General features: G+C 43.0%; 12 protein-coding genes. All 12 read left to right on the forward strand.

What is annotated here, in order from left to right; all coding sequences use genetic code 11:
* Positions 1-222 precede the first annotated feature (222 nt).
* The 12 genes from ACTRXD_RS03520 to ACTRXD_RS03575 all read left to right on the forward strand — a co-directional run bounded on the left by ACTRXD_RS03520 (position 223) and on the right by ACTRXD_RS03575 (position 17,347).
* Entirely contained in the window at positions 223-1,074 is an 852-nt protein-coding gene (locus ACTRXD_RS03520) for an ABC transporter permease (RefSeq protein ID WP_442430459.1), read from the forward strand.
* A gap of 26 nt (positions 1,075-1,100) precedes the next feature.
* On the forward strand, positions 1,101-2,450 hold the full coding sequence (locus tag ACTRXD_RS03525; protein WP_442430460.1) for an ABC transporter ATP-binding protein: 1,350 nt from the start codon (positions 1,101-1,103) through the stop codon (positions 2,448-2,450).
* Positions 2,451-2,956: 506 nt separating this feature from the next.
* Positions 2,957-3,829: a phosphotransferase family protein gene (locus tag ACTRXD_RS03530; RefSeq protein ID WP_442430461.1), complete on the forward strand. Its 873-nt coding sequence runs from the start codon at positions 2,957-2,959 to the stop codon at positions 3,827-3,829.
* A gap of 86 nt (positions 3,830-3,915) precedes the next feature.
* Positions 3,916-5,757 (forward strand): asparagine synthase (glutamine-hydrolyzing), encoded by a 1,842-nt coding sequence (gene asnB, locus ACTRXD_RS03535; RefSeq protein ID WP_442430462.1) that lies wholly within the window; start codon positions 3,916-3,918, stop codon positions 5,755-5,757.
* Between the two features lie 373 nt (positions 5,758-6,130).
* Positions 6,131-7,102, forward strand: a complete 972-nt coding sequence (locus ACTRXD_RS03540) for a glycosyltransferase family 2 protein (RefSeq protein WP_442430463.1) — start codon at positions 6,131-6,133, stop codon at positions 7,100-7,102.
* 53 nt (positions 7,103-7,155) lie between these two features.
* Positions 7,156-8,838, forward strand: a complete 1,683-nt coding sequence (locus tag ACTRXD_RS03545; RefSeq protein WP_442430464.1) for a hypothetical protein — start codon at positions 7,156-7,158, stop codon at positions 8,836-8,838.
* A 251-nt stretch (positions 8,839-9,089) separates the two neighbouring features.
* A complete protein-coding gene (locus tag ACTRXD_RS03550) occupies positions 9,090-10,268 on the forward strand; it encodes a glycosyltransferase (protein ID WP_442430573.1) in 1,179 nt (392 codons plus the stop codon).
* Between the two features lie 167 nt (positions 10,269-10,435).
* Positions 10,436-11,734 (forward strand): SGNH/GDSL hydrolase family protein, encoded by a 1,299-nt coding sequence (locus ACTRXD_RS03555; RefSeq protein ID WP_442430465.1) that lies wholly within the window; start codon positions 10,436-10,438, stop codon positions 11,732-11,734.
* A 60-nt stretch (positions 11,735-11,794) separates the two neighbouring features.
* Entirely contained in the window at positions 11,795-13,063 is a 1,269-nt protein-coding gene (locus tag ACTRXD_RS03560) for a glycosyltransferase (protein WP_442430466.1), read from the forward strand.
* Positions 13,064-13,416: 353 nt separating this feature from the next.
* Positions 13,417-14,868 (forward strand): O-antigen ligase family protein, encoded by a 1,452-nt coding sequence (locus ACTRXD_RS03565; protein ID WP_442430467.1) that lies wholly within the window; start codon positions 13,417-13,419, stop codon positions 14,866-14,868.
* 156 nt (positions 14,869-15,024) lie between these two features.
* Entirely contained in the window at positions 15,025-16,209 is a 1,185-nt protein-coding gene (locus tag ACTRXD_RS03570; protein WP_442430468.1) for a glycosyltransferase family 4 protein, read from the forward strand.
* A gap of 7 nt (positions 16,210-16,216) precedes the next feature.
* On the forward strand, positions 16,217-17,347 hold the full coding sequence (locus tag ACTRXD_RS03575) for a glycosyltransferase family 4 protein (RefSeq protein ID WP_442430469.1): 1,131 nt from the start codon (positions 16,217-16,219) through the stop codon (positions 17,345-17,347).
* Positions 17,348-18,316: the final 969 nt, after the last annotated feature.

Consider the following 18,316-nt stretch of genomic DNA (forward strand, 5'->3'; position numbering starts at 1 on the left):
AGGCAAATGTTAACAGCGAAAGGTTTTGACCGCCAGTAGTTGGAGCTCCGTCGAAGTTTATTCCACGAATAGTAGCCGTTAACGGAAATAAAAGTCTCCGATCCTTTATAATCAGATGACGTGGAAGGGCGAGAGCAATTTAAAATAAGAGTGTCGGGTTTGTTATCGTGAAACGAATCCAAATTCGTGCCAAAACGAAGGAATAATATGTTTGGAAGCAAAATGAAGAATACAGAAGAAACTGCATGCTCCAGTGCCGATGTCGTAACCATTATTGGACCTGATTCCGGCTGGAACATCATTAACTTTAAAGAGCTGAATGATTATCGAGATCTGTTTTATTTTCTCACCTGGCGCGATATTAAGGCGTTATATGCGCAGACTGTTTTGGGATTTTCATGGGCAATCATTCAACCTCTTGTGCAAATTTTGATTTTCACGGTTATTTTTGGAAAAGTCGCGGAACTGCCAACGGAGGGAATTCCCTATATTTTATTTTCAAGTGTGGCAGTAATCCCCTGGACGTATATGTCACAGGCGCTCACGCAATCGAGTCAAAGCCTCCTTCAGGGATCGAATATCTTGGGGAAGATTTATTTCCCTCGAATCATATTTCCCATTACACCCATTTTGGCGAAGCTGGTTGATTTTGGAATTTCCCTGTTCATTGTCCTCTGCATCATGTTGTACTTTCGCGTGTCTCCCACATGGAATCTCCTGCTTTTCCCCGTGCTGGTAGTCATGATGATGGCTGTTCCGTTGGGTATAGGATTGTGGCTATCTTCACTGGCTATCCGATTTCGTGATATCAAACAAGCCATGCCGTTTTTTATTCAAATGCTCATGTATACTGCCCCCATCGTCTATTCGGCATCATCGATACCGGAGGGATATCGGTTGCTGTACTCGTTCAATCCACTCGTAGGTGTCATAGAGGGATTCAGAGCGTGTTTGCTAGGTACCCCCATCCCCTGGCTGTACATATGGCCTGGAGCAGTGACAGCGGTCCTGTTGGTCATCAGTGGAGCGGTATATTTTAAGCGGATGGAGCGTATCATTGTGGATGTGATTTAAGGAACCAGACCAGTATCAGGAAAAACATGAATAATCGAAATCTCGCCATCAAAATTGAAAATATCAGTAAGTGCTACCGGATCGGATTGAAAGAGACCATCCAGGATAATTTATTTAACACCGTAGTGAATTTCATTAAAAATCCTCTCAAGAATTACCGGGTCTATCGCTCCCTCTATAAATTCGACGATGTGAATCCCGACCAAGATACCAATCCTCCCGATGTCATCTGGGCTGTCAAAAATGTCTCGTTTGAGGTAAAAGAAGGGGAAATTATCGGTATTATCGGGAGCAATGGCGCAGGCAAATCGACTCTTCTGAAAATTCTGTCGAAAATTACCTATCCAACCAGTGGGCAGGTCACGATTCGTGGAAGGATTTCAAGTCTTCTCGAGGTTGGAACCGGATTCCATCCGGAGCTGACAGGGAGAGAAAATGTCTACCTGAATGGCACCATTTTAGGCATGCGGAAGAAAGAAATCGACAGGAAATTTGATGAAATTGTGGATTTCTCCGGAATTGAAAAATTTATCGATACCCCTGTGAAACGGTATTCGAGCGGCATGAAAGTGCGCCTGGCGTTTGCCGTGGCCGCTCATCTGGAGCCGGAGATTTTGATAATCGATGAGGTGTTGGCAGTCGGTGACGCACGTTTTCAACAGAAATGCCTGGATAAAATGAAGGAGGTCGGTCACCATGGCCGCACCGTCCTGTTCGTCTCGCACAATATGCCGGCTGTCACCCGTCTATGTTCCAGGTCTATTCTGCTCGAAGGTGGGAAAGTGCGGGAGGATGGTCCAACTCATGAAGTCATCACCAGTTACATGAATTCCGATAAATGTACCAAAGCTGAGCGTAGATGGCCTAATGTCATGGAGGCACCTGGAGATGAAGTCGTTCGATTATGCGGAGTAAGAGTGCGGACACAAGATGGCCTGGTGTCGGACGTTGCGGATATTAGTCAACCTATTCGAATCGAGATAGAGTATGAGGTACTGCAACCAGGCTATGTGCTGCGGATCTATTATCATGTGTTTAATGAAGAAGGAATTGAAGCGTTTTTACCGCTTGAAAATGATCTAGCCTGGAGACAGAAGCGGCGCCCCATTGGGCGATACGTGAGTACGTCCGTAATCCCCGGGAATTTGCTTTCCGAGGGGAGATATTTTATCGGGCCGACCATAGGCACAGAAAATCCGTCGGTGAAGCGCCTGAAGGTTAATGATGTTGTGGCATTTCATGTGATTGATAGTATGGATGGTAATGGGGCTCGTGGTGATTCTGTCGGACATATCCCGGGAGTAGTCAGGCCCCTTTTAAAGTGGGAAACGCAATTTATTCCAAAAGAAGCACACGCAGAAAAGACCGAAGTCTAGACCGAGGAATATAACCTATTTATTTTCTCCCTAGGATTCGCTCCTTCTTCTATACTCCACTATGCAACTTGCCTTTCTATTCACTCCAGATAATCCGGTAATCCATAGCATTTCAAGGATGAATCACAGATATATTGATCTGATGGAAGCATCCGCTTGATCTTGCCGATCTCAAAAAAAATAGATTCGAAAATTAGAAGATGAGTTCTCATCAGTCATTCGTTTTTCAATTTATTAAGTTGCCGAGCGAGAAGAAGCGGCTTTTTTGTTTACAGCAAAACATTCTTGTTTTTGCATGGATGTTGTTTTTCGTAAAAGATTCCTTAACACCTATAGTAAGATTTGACCCAAAGACTTCTCGTGGCAGGTTGTTTGTAAAGCAGTTGCAGAGTTATCTAGGATTTGTGAAAAGAAATGTCAGATGTCTTAGTTATTTTTTGGGTTATAAGTTTCAATTGTTAAGTAGGAAAAAGGTTGTTGAATTGCCGTGCTATGGTCAAATATGTGTGCCCATTCATCAGGGGTACAAAATATTCGATTTTCATAAAGGGGTGGCAATCAAAGTATTCGATCACCATGTAAATTCTTCCGCTATTCGCGATGAAATTGACATATTGAAGGTGGTTTCCCGTATCGAATTTGCTTCTTCCATAAAAAAGTGGAGTATTGAGGAAAGATGGTATGAAGAAGAATATGTGAATGGATCTTTGGATTCCTCCTATAAGCCTTTGGATTCAGGAGCGTTATTAGAAAAGTTTTTCAATGAAATTCTTCAGCATTTGATAAGTTTGATGCTGTTTCAGGAACCAATTTCTCAAAACTCTGTAGAACATGCTCTGGATATGACCAGGGGATTACAATCAAAAATCTTGTCAAAGCCGGGATCCACTGGAGCGGAGTATCAAAAAATTACATCATTTATTGAGGACATCGTTCGTCGACTCCAAGCGGAAGGGAATTTCCCAATTTTTTGGGTGTTTGCCCATGGAGATTTTGTTCCAGCCAATATGCTGAATACCCAGCATGGAATGAAAATAATTGATTGGGAAGGGGCTGGATATCGGAGTGCATTGTTTGATTTTTACAGTTATTTTTTTTATCGACCCGCTTGTAGGGACGTGTCAGTAAGTGTGTTGGTTTCAGAAATACAGAAAGCATTGCCGATGGTCATTTCGGAATTAACCGCAAAGGCTCCGGAAGTTTCAAGCAGCCTGAAAGCGTTAGAAAAAAACTATCGATGGATTTATTATCTTGAGATGATGTCTCGATTAATAGATCGTGAAATGACAGATAATAACCTAAATGTGATGCATTATATCCAAGAATATCTGAAGGCTTTTTCCCTTTACGAAGAATTATATGCCAGCGAGAAGGAATGACATTCCGGAAATCTATGATAATGAATTTAATGACATTGCCAACATTCATCTTGAAATTCTTGTTCCTCGAGAGAATAGGATAGTACATGTGTGGCATAGCTGGAGAATTACGGTTTAATCAGGCGTTAGGGCCTGAAGCCGATTGGGAAAAAATTAGTGCTTTGATGGCACGTCGGGGACCCAATGACCAAGGAATCTGGACCGATCATCGGACTTGTACGATGGTCTTTCGCCGTTTGGCCATCATTGATTTAAGCATGAATGCCCACCAACCTATGACCGCTCCTAATGGTCGGTATACGCTCGTCTTTAATGGGGAGATATATAATTTTCAGCACTTACGGAAAGAATTAGAAGGTCGTGGAGTAAAATTCCGGTCAACCAGTGATACTGAAGTTGTACTGTACTCCCTGATGGAATGGGGAACATCTGCCTTAGAACGGTTTAACGGGATGTTTGCTTTAGGGTTTTTTGATTCAGTGAAAAAGCGATTGCTGTTAGCTCGGGACCATGCCGGGATGAAACCGCTCTATTATCTTAAGAGGTCTGAAGGAATGGTATTTGCGTCACAATATAATCAAATATTGGCGCATCCCTTGAGCCACAATCTTGAGGTGTCACCCGAAGCACTGGGTCTTTACTTGCGGTTGGCCTATATTCCTGCACCTTATGCCCTCATGAGGGATTCCCACATGCTTGAGCCTGGTTCCTGGGTCAAATTTATGGCGGATGGACAGGTAGAGAGGGGACGATATTTTAAGTTTCCACAGTACGACACACCGAAATTGAAAGGGCAGGAAGCATTGGAAGCGGTGGATTCGGCAATCACAGGGGCTGTGAAACGGCATTTGATCAGTGATGTACCGGTGGGAGCTTTCCTTTCCGGAGGTATTGACTCACCGCTGGTCGTCGCAAAAATGAGGTCGGTGAGTGCAGGGCCCGTTGAGGTCTTTACAATCGGAACCGGTGAAAAAGCCACGGATGAAACACAGGATGCCATGGCCTATGCGAAAGAGTTTGGGGTTAAACATAGGATTGAATGTATGGACCCTGCCAAAGCGGTTGATTTCTTGGATGATGTGATAGAAAGCTGTGGAGAGCCGTTTGGAGATTATTCTCTATTCCCTACCATGATGGTATCCCGCCTGGCCAGTCAAAATTACAAGGTCATGCTTTCCGGCGATGGGGGTGATGAATTGTTTTGGGGGTACACAAGTCGCTTTGGCTCCTTGGTGAGAAATGCAAGGGATTTTCGGTATCCTTTCTGGTGCCGTTGGGTGTGGCGGGGCTTGAAGAGAGTTCTGCAATATGGAAATTATAACCATCTCAATCAATCTTCCCTCGGAAGCTATCATCGTCTTATGCTCACCCATCTTTCTGAGAAATGGTTAAACCAAATTTTTCCTTCATTGCCCTCTTGGCCAAAGGCTTATACGGCTTTTGAATACCATAGTTGCGATCCATATCGTGCAGCACAATATTCGCGGATTACCGAATTCGAATGTCATTTACCTTATGTCTTGATGAAAGTGGATCGGGCAAGCATGTTTCATTCATTGGAAGTTCGGGTGCCCCTCCTCGATAAGGAGGTAATTGAAATAGCGGCACAAACGGACTGGCATCAGTGCCTTGATGTGGAGCACAAAATGGGGAAGATGGTTTTACGTCAGGTCTTATCCAAATATACTAAACAACAGACTCAAGGAAAGCGGGGTTTTGAGGTGCCTATGGGAGCATGGTTGCGTACTTCTCTCCGGGAAATGGTTGAGGAAAGTCTACTGAAACGAGATGAAATGTTGGGGGTGGAAGTAAATAAGAAAGCTCTTCGAAAACTATATGATCTGCATCTCGATGGTCGGAGCAATTATTCATGGGGGCTATGGCCTCTGCTCAGTTTATCCCTATGGATGAATAAACATTACCAGTAGCCAGCAAAAAACTTAGAAAAGCAAAGAAAATCCTATTAAGCCACCGACACAATTGGCTAAGTTGTCATCCTGAGCCAACGGCGAAGGATCTGTGCCCAGCCGAGAATCGGACGACTCGACGAGATCCTTCCTTTTTCCCAGGATGACCTTCTGGCAACTTTTTTGATAGATCGGGGCTGACTTCTGTCGGACGACGGAGAGGGTCAATCAATCAAAATTTGGAAATCCATTTTAGGTTCGGGTCACATGGATCATCGCCGACACATGCAGGAATGGCATTTGGTACATTTTCGGCTAAAATTGCATTTTGAGTAGCACTTGAGCTTACCGGTCAACTGACATTGAAGTTTTTACTCATTTGAAGAGGTCCAATATGCTCCATCAGGAAAAGCCCCTCGTCACGATTGCCATCCCAACCTACAATCGAGCCGGCACGTACCTGAAGCACACTCTGCGAAGCGCGATAGACCAATCCTATAAAAATTTAGAAATTATCGTTTCAGATAATTGCTCGCCTGATCATACCGAAAGTGTGGTGAACGAATTTAATGATCCTCGCATACAATATGTAAAACATAGTCAAAATATTGGCCATTTCAGGAATTTCAAGTTTTGTGTAGAACAAGCACGAGGAGATTATTTTTTACTATTACAGGATGATGATCTTATTGATGAGGATTTTGTTGATGCGTGTATGAAAACCGTTAATTATTCCCTTATGGATATTGGGGTAATCCGAACAGGAACTCGCTATATTGATCCGGATGGCAAGTGTTTAGGGGAATGGCCCAATAAAGTGGGTGGGCTTTCAACAGAAGAATTTCTTTTGGCGTATTTATCCTTTAAGACAGGTATTTATCTCTGCAGCACCTTATGGAATACGAAACGATTAAAGGAAATGGGCGGCATGCATTCCAAGCATAATTTATTCTTGGATGTCATGGCAGTCGCAAAGGTGTCTTTTCGGTATGGCCGAAATGATATTCAAGAAAGTAAAGCCAGTAACCGGAAGCATCCGAATGAAATGTCTTCCTCCGTGAAAACCAAAGAGTGGTGCGAAGAATCATTTCTGTTGGTAGATGTAATGTGTGATTTGGCTTCTGAAAAGAAGATGGCGTTAAGTTTAAGAAGAGCGGGAAGAAATTTTATCTTCAGGCATAATTATAATCTGGCCAAAAAAGAGAAGGTCATGAGCAACCGCTTGAAAGCCATTTTCCTGATTTTTAGGAAATGTGGGTATCTGTTTTCTATCAGACGGTTTTTAAAATATGCTGCTCTTGATGGGTGGAAGGCGGTAAAAAGAAAGATAAAGCAATTCATTAGCCCTTTGGGATATGCGACCTAGGGAAAGCCCAGGTATTCGATCCCAATACCTTGCGCCAGTTTATAAGGAGTGATATGACTTCACGAAACAAAATATATCCTACGGATATATTCTTTGGAAAAGGCCATAGAGAAGAAAGGATTTTTCAGTCGACTGATTTTTCACGCGTAAAATATTATGTTGATGAATGCTGCTCAAAATTGGTGGATATTCATAAAAACCACAAGTTGGAAATACATTTCCTGCAAGTTTCCGCAGAGGAGGGGGCCGGCCGCATTACCTTTTCAAGCTCGGGCAGAGTCTTAAGAGTGTTTAGTGGGAATGAATTTGGAATACTGTTGAAAGTTGAATATGAAAAAAAACTCTTTACGGTGTGGTTGCCTTCCGCTTCTGTAAAATGTCATTTCGACAAGTTTCAACGTATGTCAGCGCCAGAGGAACCATTTCTTCCCTGGCATTGGGAGGTGGATACAGGCATTCAGTTGCACCTGTTTCTTTTGGGAATGCCAGGCGAGCAAGCCAATGTTCCATATGTGTTGATCGAGGATGAGAATGGGGAATTTATCGAAACAATAAAATCTTTAAATACCGTTGAGCAATGTTTGTATCGAAAATCGGATTGGTTTTTTGCTAACAAACCCTCTGATATCTGGAAGTATTTGATCAACGGAAGTATTTATGATCCTCGTGGTCATAAAGGAATGAATAAGCGATATAAATGCCAGCAGTGTGCATATACATGGTGGAGTTATTTCGGTTTTTTGAATAGGGAGACCGGCAAGAAATTGTATGACGTCATGCAAAATGTCATTGCGTATTCTGTGTTATTAGACATGTCACCAAAGGGGGAATGGGGGCATGGGTTTTGGACCGATGAAATGGAAACCCATGCCCGATTTCATCTTGACGGCATTCATTTGCTCATTTCCCAACATGAAAAAACTGATGAGTCCATATGGGTAGAAGCCGCAGAACGTGGAATGACATTTGTGGTTGGACACCTCATGGAGCAACTTGACGACGGGAATCTATGGTTTTTGCACGATACAACGGAGTTTAAGGATAAACGTATACATTTTCAGTCTACTCTATTTGGGAAATCTTCTGGAAATTCGTTGTGCATCAATACACATGTCCAGGCATTAACCGTACTCTATCGCCTTAGGCATGTGATCCCTCAAAATACAATCTATGCTGAAATGTTGGAAAAGGGGGTAAATTCGCTGAAAAGAGTGTTGGAGCATCAACCGGCAGATGCACTCTATAAAATATTTCTATTCATGTGGATGAAATTACGAAAAAAATCACGGTCCAAGGCTGAAATAGTGATGCATGCAGTGCTGACAAGAGGTGTAAAAAAGGCTCTTTGGGCGGTTCGACGTCAGTTTCCCAGGCTTGCCTATCCTGGAGGATGGATTGATAGGGATTTAACTATTAGTTGTTTTTCTGAAAATTATCAGGTGACAAATCTTAAGGATTTTCTCACCTTGTATCAACAAATGCGATTAACATGGTTAGTGCCGTACATAAAAAATAATTTTGTTGTACTCAGGAAATTTCTCCTGCGATTAGGATTAACCAATGCGCTTGATTCCAGTCCTTATTACATTGAATTTATGGATGTACTGTATATGTATGACAGGTCTATTGAAAAAATCGATCCGGAAGAAATAAAGGAGGCCCAAAAAACCATTTTCCGGGAAACGGGCGGGTATTCGGTTGATTGTTCTGCTTCAGAGCTTGTCAGAGGTAAATGAAATGTTTCAAAAAGCAACAAGGCGAGGGATTTTTGTGTTGCGGTGTGAGCATTGAAGATCCTAAAACCGTTGGAATTATTTGGTATTCCTTTACGCATTTCCCCAAAATGGACCATAGTTCCAAACCGTCCATTTAGGTAAGAAGTGTCCCCAAAAAAAATATTCTAGGATAGACAATGAAAATTGCGTATATAGTGCGCCAATTTCCCTCTTCTACTCAAACATTTATTCAAAACCAAATTGTAGGAATGATGGAGGCTGGACTTGAGGTAAATGTTTTTGCCGGAAGAGCTAGGGACGTTATGAAAATTTCAGAAGACCTGGAAAAATATCACTTACAGGAACGTACCAGCTATCAAGTCATTCCGAAAAATAAAACTTTACGATTCGCCAAGGGATTGCATCTTATCCTGAAATATATTTTAAAATATCCCGTCCCAATATTGAGATCATTGAATGTTTTTCGATACGGAAGAACAGCCGCTTCATTGTCGCTTCTGTATCAAATTATTCCATTTTTGGGTAAAGGGCCATTTGACATCATTCATTGTCAATTTGGTACCTATGGCCAGGAAGGCTTAAATGTCAAGCAGGTGGTGGCCAAAACTGCCAAAGTGGTGACTTCGTTTCGCGGGTTTGATGCGACAAAATCGATCCATAAAAGCCCTGATTTGTATGGGAAATTATTTAGGGAAGGGGATCTTTTCTTGCCGGTCAGTAATTCCCTTAAAAATCTCATTGTCCAAAAAGGATGTGATGACGCGAAAATTGTCGTTTTACCCTCTGGTATTGATTGTCAAAAACTCAAATTCTCACCCAAGACGCTTTGCGAGGGTGAGCCAATACACGTGATGACCATTGCCCGATTGGTTGAAAAGAAAGGCATTGCCTATGCCATTCAAGCAATCGAAAAAATAGTCAGATCGGGAAGATCGATTCACTATTCCGTAATTGGAGAGGGCGAATTACGAGGTGACCTGGAGCGATTAATTGAGGAGAGAGATCTCAAGGAATATGTGCAGTTATTAGGGTGGAAAAATCATGAGGAAGTCATTCGATTATTGCAAGACGCGCATATACTGCTCGCCCCAAGTGTGACGGCTAAAGACGGTGATCAGGAAGGCATTCCCAATGCGATAAAAGAAGCCATGGCCTTAGGGTTGCCTGTGATTGGCACTCAACATAGTGGCATTCCCGAAATCGTGGAAGATGGTGTGTCAGGTTTTCTAGTGCCGGAACGCGATGCGAATGCCTTGGTCGATCGACTGTTGTTCCTGATTGATCATTCAGAAAAATGGCCGGATATGGGAAGAGCCGGGCGTGTGCGGATGGAAACGGACTATGATATAAAAATCCTAAGCGATCGGCTGGTGGCGTTGTATGAGCAATTATTGACGGTGCAGCCTGAGGGCTCGCAGCAATCCGTTTAAATCTGCGGGAATTACATCAACTGCGGTAGGAAAACCGCTGTCTCATAATCATTTAAGGCGAATAGGGTCTAAAGAAAGGTATGTTACAACCCAGCGCCGGCATTGCTACCAGTAGAGCATGCCTGCTGCTTAGTTGACCGTCAATTTTTTCGGCGAGGATCATTGGCATGGGGAAAATTCATATCAAATATTTTGCATTTTTACTTAGCACCCTTGTGGTCCTTTTCGTGCTATTAGAAATTATTTCCTATGGTGGGCTCTATGCGCTTTCCAAATTTAAACGCGTCCACTATGTCCCTATCCATTCAAAAGAGATGAGTGAACAGCACTCCAAAATTACGACTAAAATAATAAAGAATGAGTTCATGTATACACAAGTTGATAGTTTTACTGGCTGGTCCATAGCACCGAATAAAAACTATAGGGGGTATCGATCAAATTCTCAAGGACTTCGTGGAAACGAGGATTATAGTATGGTTCCCCCCTCCGATAGGATTCGTATTGCCACATTTGGGGATTCTTTTACCCATGGTGATCAGGTGGGGAATCACGAGACTTGGCAAAATTATATGGAACGAGCTAATCCGGAATTTCAGGTCTTAAATTTTGGCGTGCCTGGATATGGCACGGATCAAGCTTTTTTACGGTACCAATCTTTGGGAAAAAAATTCAATGCGGATGTGGTTCTTATAGGGTTGATGTCTGAGAATATTGAAAGGCATGTGAATGTCTATAGGCCTTTTTATGATAGTGGAACTTCTCTACCCCTTGCCAAACCCAGATTTACAGTTGTTGATGAAAAACTTACTTTAATACCGAATCCTTTAAGGACGCCAGGAGATTACAAGGCATTGCTGGATAAACCCCACGCTATGTTTAAACTATTGGGCGCTCAAGATTATCACTACCATGCGGGCTATCATGAAGGTCCTTTTGACTTTTTGGCTTTGGTTCGTCTTACCAAAATGATTGGAAACAAAATTTTTGAAAAAAATGACATTACCGACTTAAATGGTGTTTACAATGTAAAGTCAGAGGCGTTTAAGATTACAATTAAAATTTTCGAAACGTTTTACAAAGAAGTGTTGGATGATGGAAAAATTCCAATTATTGTTATTTTGCCTCACGAAGAGGATGTTATTCGTCTTAAAGCTAATAAAACAGTTCGCTACCAATCCATTTTAGAAAAACTCAATGCTCAAAATCTAAAGTATATTGATGCTCTGGGAGCTTTTAAAAATGATTCCATTCTTCAAAACTATCAAAGCTACTTTAAGGGCCACTATTCACCCAGTGGTAATGAATTAATATCTCAATTTTTAACAAAAGAAATTAAAACCATTCTAAAAGAACACCCCATAAATGAGTTGTTACTAGGAAAGGCTCGAGGAATTCCGAAGGTCAGAAATCGCATGAGTGAAGGAGTTTACGCCGGGAAAATCTTCCTTAGAAGAAAGTCTGGCTAGAACGGAATAAGGTTCAATTAAACAGCAGTTCTTGCTCATTAATGGAAAAGGACAAAATAGTTGCCACTCAAAAAACACAAAATTTTATTTCTGGCGTATTATTTCCCCCCATTAAATGGTATTGCCTGTGTGCGAACCTGGAATATCGCCAAATACCTCTCCCGTTTAGGTTGGGATGTTACCGTTGTGACGCCAGATCCTCATTTGTGGCGATTGGGGGACTCGAGCGAAATTGAGAATACAAATCTTGCGCTCAACAAAGAAGGCATCCAGCGATTATCTACAGGGCATGGCTGGCGGTTTCTTTCGCCTGGATCGTTGAATTGCGAGAATTCTGGAATCAAATGGTTTGTGGGAGCGGTATGTCGACAGATCGCCAGCAAGTGGAGGATTGATCGGGAGATCGGCTGGATCAATGAAGCCAAACGAGCCTGTTCAACCCTGGTAAAAGAGGACGTAGATATCATTCTGGTGAGTGGAAAGCCTTTTTGCTGCTTTCGATTGGCCAAATGGTTGTCGGATAAACTGAATCGGCCGTATGTCCTTGATTACCGTGATCCGTGGACAAATAATCCTCATGCGAAGCTTCAAAAATTTCAGAAAACCATCAATGAAGAGCAACAGCTTCTCCAAAAGAGTGCGGCTGTCACCATCGTTTCTCCTTCATGGGCATTGGATTTACAAAAACGATATGATCTCAAAGGCAAAGTTCACGTCATTTCAAATGGCTTCGACCCGGAAGAATTGAGCCAGGTACAACCTGTCCAATTTCCTTATTTCACCATTGTTTATGCTGGAAATTTCTATCCTCCCAAGCGGGTGATTGCCCCTCTCATGGCTGCTCTTAAGCATTTGAAGGAATTGAGGGGTGAAGAAAATGGAAAGTGGTTTTTACATTATTATGGGCAAATGGGAGACCATGTCAGAGAGGAAGCTGAGCGATGTGGGGTTATGGAAAACGTGAAACTCCATGGAAAAGTTCCCCGCAGTGACGCGCTAGCCGCTGTTGCCGGTGCCGATGTGAGTGTGGTGATTACTTCAATACCCGACAAGGTCACGATTGCCGATCAGGGAATGGTCACTGGGAAAGTCTTTGAGCCGCTGGGTTTGGGAAGTCCGATTCTGCTTATTTGTCCATTGGAGAGTGATGCAGCCCTGTTAGAGAATTGCAAGGGAGTACATGTTTTCCAAAAAGACAATATCGGTGGTATGGCTACTTATTTAAATAAACGTATTGAAGGTCAAGGTGAGGGAATAGTAGGGGGGGATCAGTACTCATGGGTTACGTTAAGCAATCAGTTGAATAATATACTTCTCAAGAGTCTTTAATTAAACGAAACCTTCCTCTGGTAATCCCCTAATTTCCGCACACACTTGATAGGGCTAGGATAGACTGGTTTTAAGGAGAGCAGAAAGTTCCAATGTGTAAAAATTTTGATATCAGTTGATAGGCAGTGCCAGATACCATTGGGCATGTGGTTTAATGCCGAAAGCATACCTGTCGTTATCCCCGCAGGTTGGTGGTGGGGATCCATTTGGCACCAACCACGGATGGATTCCCAGTAAACAATTGGGGAAATGACGAGGAAGAGGAAGCCCGGTTTACCGAAAGGCCTTTCGTTTTCAACATGAGGTGAATGTTGAATAAGATGCTGCTTTTATCATCTTTTTGAAGTATGACCATGAACTCTTCAACCACAGGCCTTTCTCAAGGAGTTAAACCTTCCGGCACCATCCAACAGCTGAAAAGAAAAGTTTCTGTTCAGCCAGGCAAGCTGGATAGGTTTATTCTGTTACAGGTGGCATGTTGCACCTTCCCGGCCTTGATTTTGATAAGGCTTGGTCAGTTAAGAGCCGGAAGTATCTGGTGTTTCATGTTGTTGTTTGCCTTTCTCGCACTGTATGGACTGAAAAGAAAAATTCCGGCGTTCGTGGCGTTAACCGTTGCGACATTGCCTGCTCTTTCGTATACCCGCGAATTCTTTTTCTATAATTCGGTGTTATTTGTGCTTGGATTGGGGTTAATTTTTTGGGTCGCCCGTTCTCCTAAAGAATTTTCAAGGCTTTGGGATAATCATCTCCTCAGGTGGTTTTTTATTGTTGGGACCGGATATTGGCTCATATCTGTGTTTTTGACGGGGCAATATTATTCCAATTTTCGTGTCATGGAGCTGCTGTGCAGTGTTGGGAGTATTTATCTTTTATCGCTCTACCCTAAATATTTGGCTACTGGTCTAATGGGTTTAAGTATTTCAATTTCCGCAGTGGCCATTGGGATGGTTGGACAGGGAGAACGTTTGGGAATGGCTGATATCGAGGGGGAGCAAATGGGAAACGCCATTACGTTTGCACTTCCTGTTGCCTTGGTCCTGCTTCTGGCTGTAGCAGATAATGCCAAATGGCTTTATTTGCAGAATTCAAAAATTGTCAAAAATGTCCTGATTGCCATGTGCGGGGTTTTATTGCTTTTATCTACTTCGCGAGGTGCCGGGCTTGTTGCATTTGTCGGTATCGTTGTGGCGGTTTTTTATCAGTCTCAACAAAGAAGGAAAATTTTCGTTGCGCTTTTCTTAATGGTATGCGTGCTCGCGGTATTTCTGCAAACTGAGAGCGGGGGAAAGGCCTCGGAGTGGTTTGAAAAGCTTACCGATTCCGAAAGGAACATGAAAACAAAGACCTCCGGACGTTCAGAGATGTGGTTCCTCTTTCCGAAAGTTTTAGCCGATTCTCCGATCTGGGGGGTTGGGCCTGGTCTTGGGAAGGAGGCCTACGCTCATTATTCATGGGTGGATAGAGAGGTGATGTTTAAAAAAGGACATGAAATGGCTTGGCATGCCGTATATATGCACGTCGGCGTTGAAACCGGTATGATAGGCTTGACGTTGCTCGCCATTTTTATGGGTAAACTGATTTTCAAAACCCTCCATTACCGAAGGTTAACTGGTCAGGTCATTCCTCTCATCGGGATTGTAGGGTATATGACTATTGGTCTCACCGTGACTGGGGTGGATGGAATTTCAGGCCTGTTTCTTGGGCTTGCTTTTTTGGGAACAATTCCTAATAAAAAAATTACTAAGGAATTTCAGAAACCTGTTCAAGTGGGCAAATCATCTAAGATTCATTCCTCGGTTTGACTTCTCTGTGGAAAATTTTCCTCGTGTTGGACCTTCAAGAATTTTTAATAGCCATGAATGGTGAAAAATTGTGACGGTAATTCTTCAGTTTGAACAAGTGATCAGGAAGACATCTAATCCAGAGGAGGAATGAGAAATAATAAGAAAAGGAATTATATGGATTTATTAATCGTGACAAACACTATTCACTACAGAATGGAGAAAACTCTATACGGCTATGGCCCCTATACTCGTGAAATCGACATTTGGGCTGACCTTTTTAATAAGGTGGTCATTGCTGCTCCGTTACGAAATCAGGCACCTCCAGCTGATTGTATTCCTTTCACCAGACACAATATCTCTCTTGTACCACAAATGGAAACTGGCGGGCTTCGATACAGAGACAAACTGTTACAGATTCTCGCGCTACCAAGACTTCTCTGGAATTTGAGTTGGGCCATGTCGAAAGTAGAAGCTATACATATTCGTTGCCCCGGAAACCTAGGGCTGTTGGGAGTGATTTTGGCTCCACTATTCTCCCAGTATTACATTGCCAAATATGCAGGTCAATGGGATGGTTTTAGGAAGGAACCCATCTTTACATGTCTGCAGCGGTTCATTTTGGGATCATGGTGGTGGCGTAAGGGGTTGGTAACCGTCTATGGGGATTGGCCCCACCAACCCAGGCAAATCATTCCCTTTTTTACCTCCATGATGACGGCCGAGCAAGTGCAGCATGGGACTGTCGTTGCAAAGAATAAGAGTCTGACATTTCCAGTTGAAATTTTGTTCGCAGGGCGACTCGCGCCAAGCAAAGGAGTTGATATTTTATTGCGCAGTCTCAAAATATTAATGAATCAAGGTTTTGCCTTTCGGCTTTCACTTGTGGGGGATGGGCCGGAGCGAATAAATCTTTTGAAGCTGACTCAAGAATTGGGTATTACGGGCCACGTCCATTTTATGGGTGCCGTTCCTTATAATGAGGTAATGTGTTGGTATGAAAAATCCCATATTCTCGTTTTGCCCTCTTTTCATTCTGAAGGTTGGCCAAAAGTGCTAGCGGAGGCGATGTGCCATGGAGTGGTCTGTGTGGGTACGGACCATGGTCTTGTTCCCTGGTTACTCCAGAACAGAGGAGTGGTCGTTCGCGTTGCAGATGTTGAAGCATTGGCAAATGGTTTAAGAGGTATCCTCCAGGATGTTGAGGGCTATAAAAACCTATCACAACAGGCCAGTGCCTGGGCGCATGGCTATTCTCTCGAAAAACTCAAGGAATCATTGGGTAATCTTTTTGAAAAACACTGGGGATACCAGTTGCCAGTTGTAAATTCAAATCTTCCTCATTCAAAAAAATTAAGGTGATTTCATAATGTCCGAGCCTTTAGCCGTCTTGCACATTACGGACACCATGCAAGCCGGAGGTTTAGAACGCGTGGCGGTGAATTTGGTCAATCTTTTGCCTCCAGACCGCTGCCGGGCGTTTTTGTGCAGCACGCGACGGGATGGCCCGCTCCTGGAAGGATTAGCCCCCCATGTGATGAGGCTCCCATTGCGGCGCCGGCATCGGTTTGATGTGCAAGCCATAACCAAATTGGTGAATTTTATTCGAGAGCAAAACATACAAATTCTTCATGCGCATGGGCCTTCACTGTTTATTGCTGTCGTGGCAGCCGTTTTTGCGCCCTTTCCTGCAGTCATCTGGCATGTTCATAGCGGCAGGTTGGCGGTCGGAGGGAGATCTACCTGGCCTTATAGACTGGTGGCCAGACGAATCAAGGGAGTATTTGCCGTCAATCAAGATCTCGCCGGCTGGGCGTGTCAAAAATTACACCTGCCCTCCAGTAAGGTATGGTATGTCCCGAATTTTTTAAGTGAGGATCATACAAGAAAACCAGAGGAAAATATAAATTTACCAGGCCGGGACGGCGGGAGGATTGTGTGTCTGGCAAACCTTCGTCCGTTGAAAGACCATCCTACCCTCCTGCATGCCATGGATCTTGTCATTCGACAGGCTTCCTATGCCCATCTTATTCTAATAGGGTCGACGAGTAATACGGTTTATCTTGAGAGTCTTCAAAAGTTGATATCAAAATATCAATTGGACAAGCATGTTTCCTTGCTTGGTCACAGAGATGATGTGACGAGCATACTCAATTCATGTGATATTGGTGTGCTCAATTCGATTTCTGAGGGCTTTCCCATGACCCTTCTGGAGTATGGGATGGCAGAACTTCCAACGGTTGCCACACGGGTAGGACAATGTCCTGAGGTATTAGATGAGGGTCGTGCCGGGATCTTGGTGCAACCCCGTTCACCATCGCAGCTCGCGGAAGCCCTGGTGGAATTGCTGCGATCGCCGGATCGACGTAAATACTTTGGCAAACAGTTAAACCTCCATGTACATGAAAAGTTTAACCAACACCATGTTCTAGAAAAATTCTGTCATTGTTATGAATCGATCTTGGGTGAGCAGAAAGATTGCATTCCTTCTGGTCTATAGCGTTGATGCAAATTCCAGATACTGTATAAAAGTTAGATGCAATTTTTGAACATCCCCATTTTTTAGGCTATCTCAAGTCCCTGCTTCCATCAAAAATCAAAAAGATTGTTCTAAAATTCTGGCACAGTTATTTTTTCTGAAGACCCTTTCTTTTTTGGCCCTCCCAAATTTAATCGGGAAGGCTTCCTACCCGTTTCGACTGAACTCCCTCTTAAAATCTTGCACTAGGAATTATTTTCCGTAGGAAAATACCGGAGGATTTTCCTTTAAGTGTAGGTCAGACCCTTCATGTTTGATAGAAACCCTTTGAACAAAATGTCCTATGGCATTGGACTATTTATCTATTGTTTAAAGGGTGTAGAAGTTTTTTTGTGAAGTTTTTTTGTTTAGGAACATATTTTGCTTTTCCACGATCTGAACGTTTGAGTGGATCCATCTTTTGGCAGGTCTTGTCGACCCTAAGCAGAGCATGGTTTGCGTTTTTTGAATATCCTGAATGGTAAGTGGAATTGTCCCGATTGTAGGTTCTCCGTCAGTGTTCATGTAACCGAAATCTTATTGCATTGTCTGAGCATCACTTATAGGCAAGCGGGAAGATTTTTTTTATGGTGAGAACAATGATGCTGGAATTTTTATTGTCATGTTGAAAATGTTTCCTACTTCATATCGTGTGCAGCTCTTTATCCTCCAAAGTTTTATCCCGCTTCATTTTTTTCCTTCTCCCGCTTCATTCCCATTTTCATTCCGCAAAATTGCAAATATCTTCAATTTTCCATAATTAGTGATTGGAAGATAGAAGTTCAGGGTTGTCTTTGAATCAATCAGGGGATTGTCTTGCGATCCTTGGGAAACCTTGGCCACAAAGAACCGAGAAATCGTACTTCGGTTCGAATGGGAGTTGAAGTGGATAGGTTGAAACGCAAAGCAGGAAGAGGGTGCCATGGGGATAACTAGATATAAGGAAACGTG

It is taken from the genome of Nitrospira sp. T9 (assembly GCF_052156535.1).
Classification (GTDB): Bacteria; Nitrospirota; Nitrospiria; order Nitrospirales; family UBA8639; genus Nitrospira_E.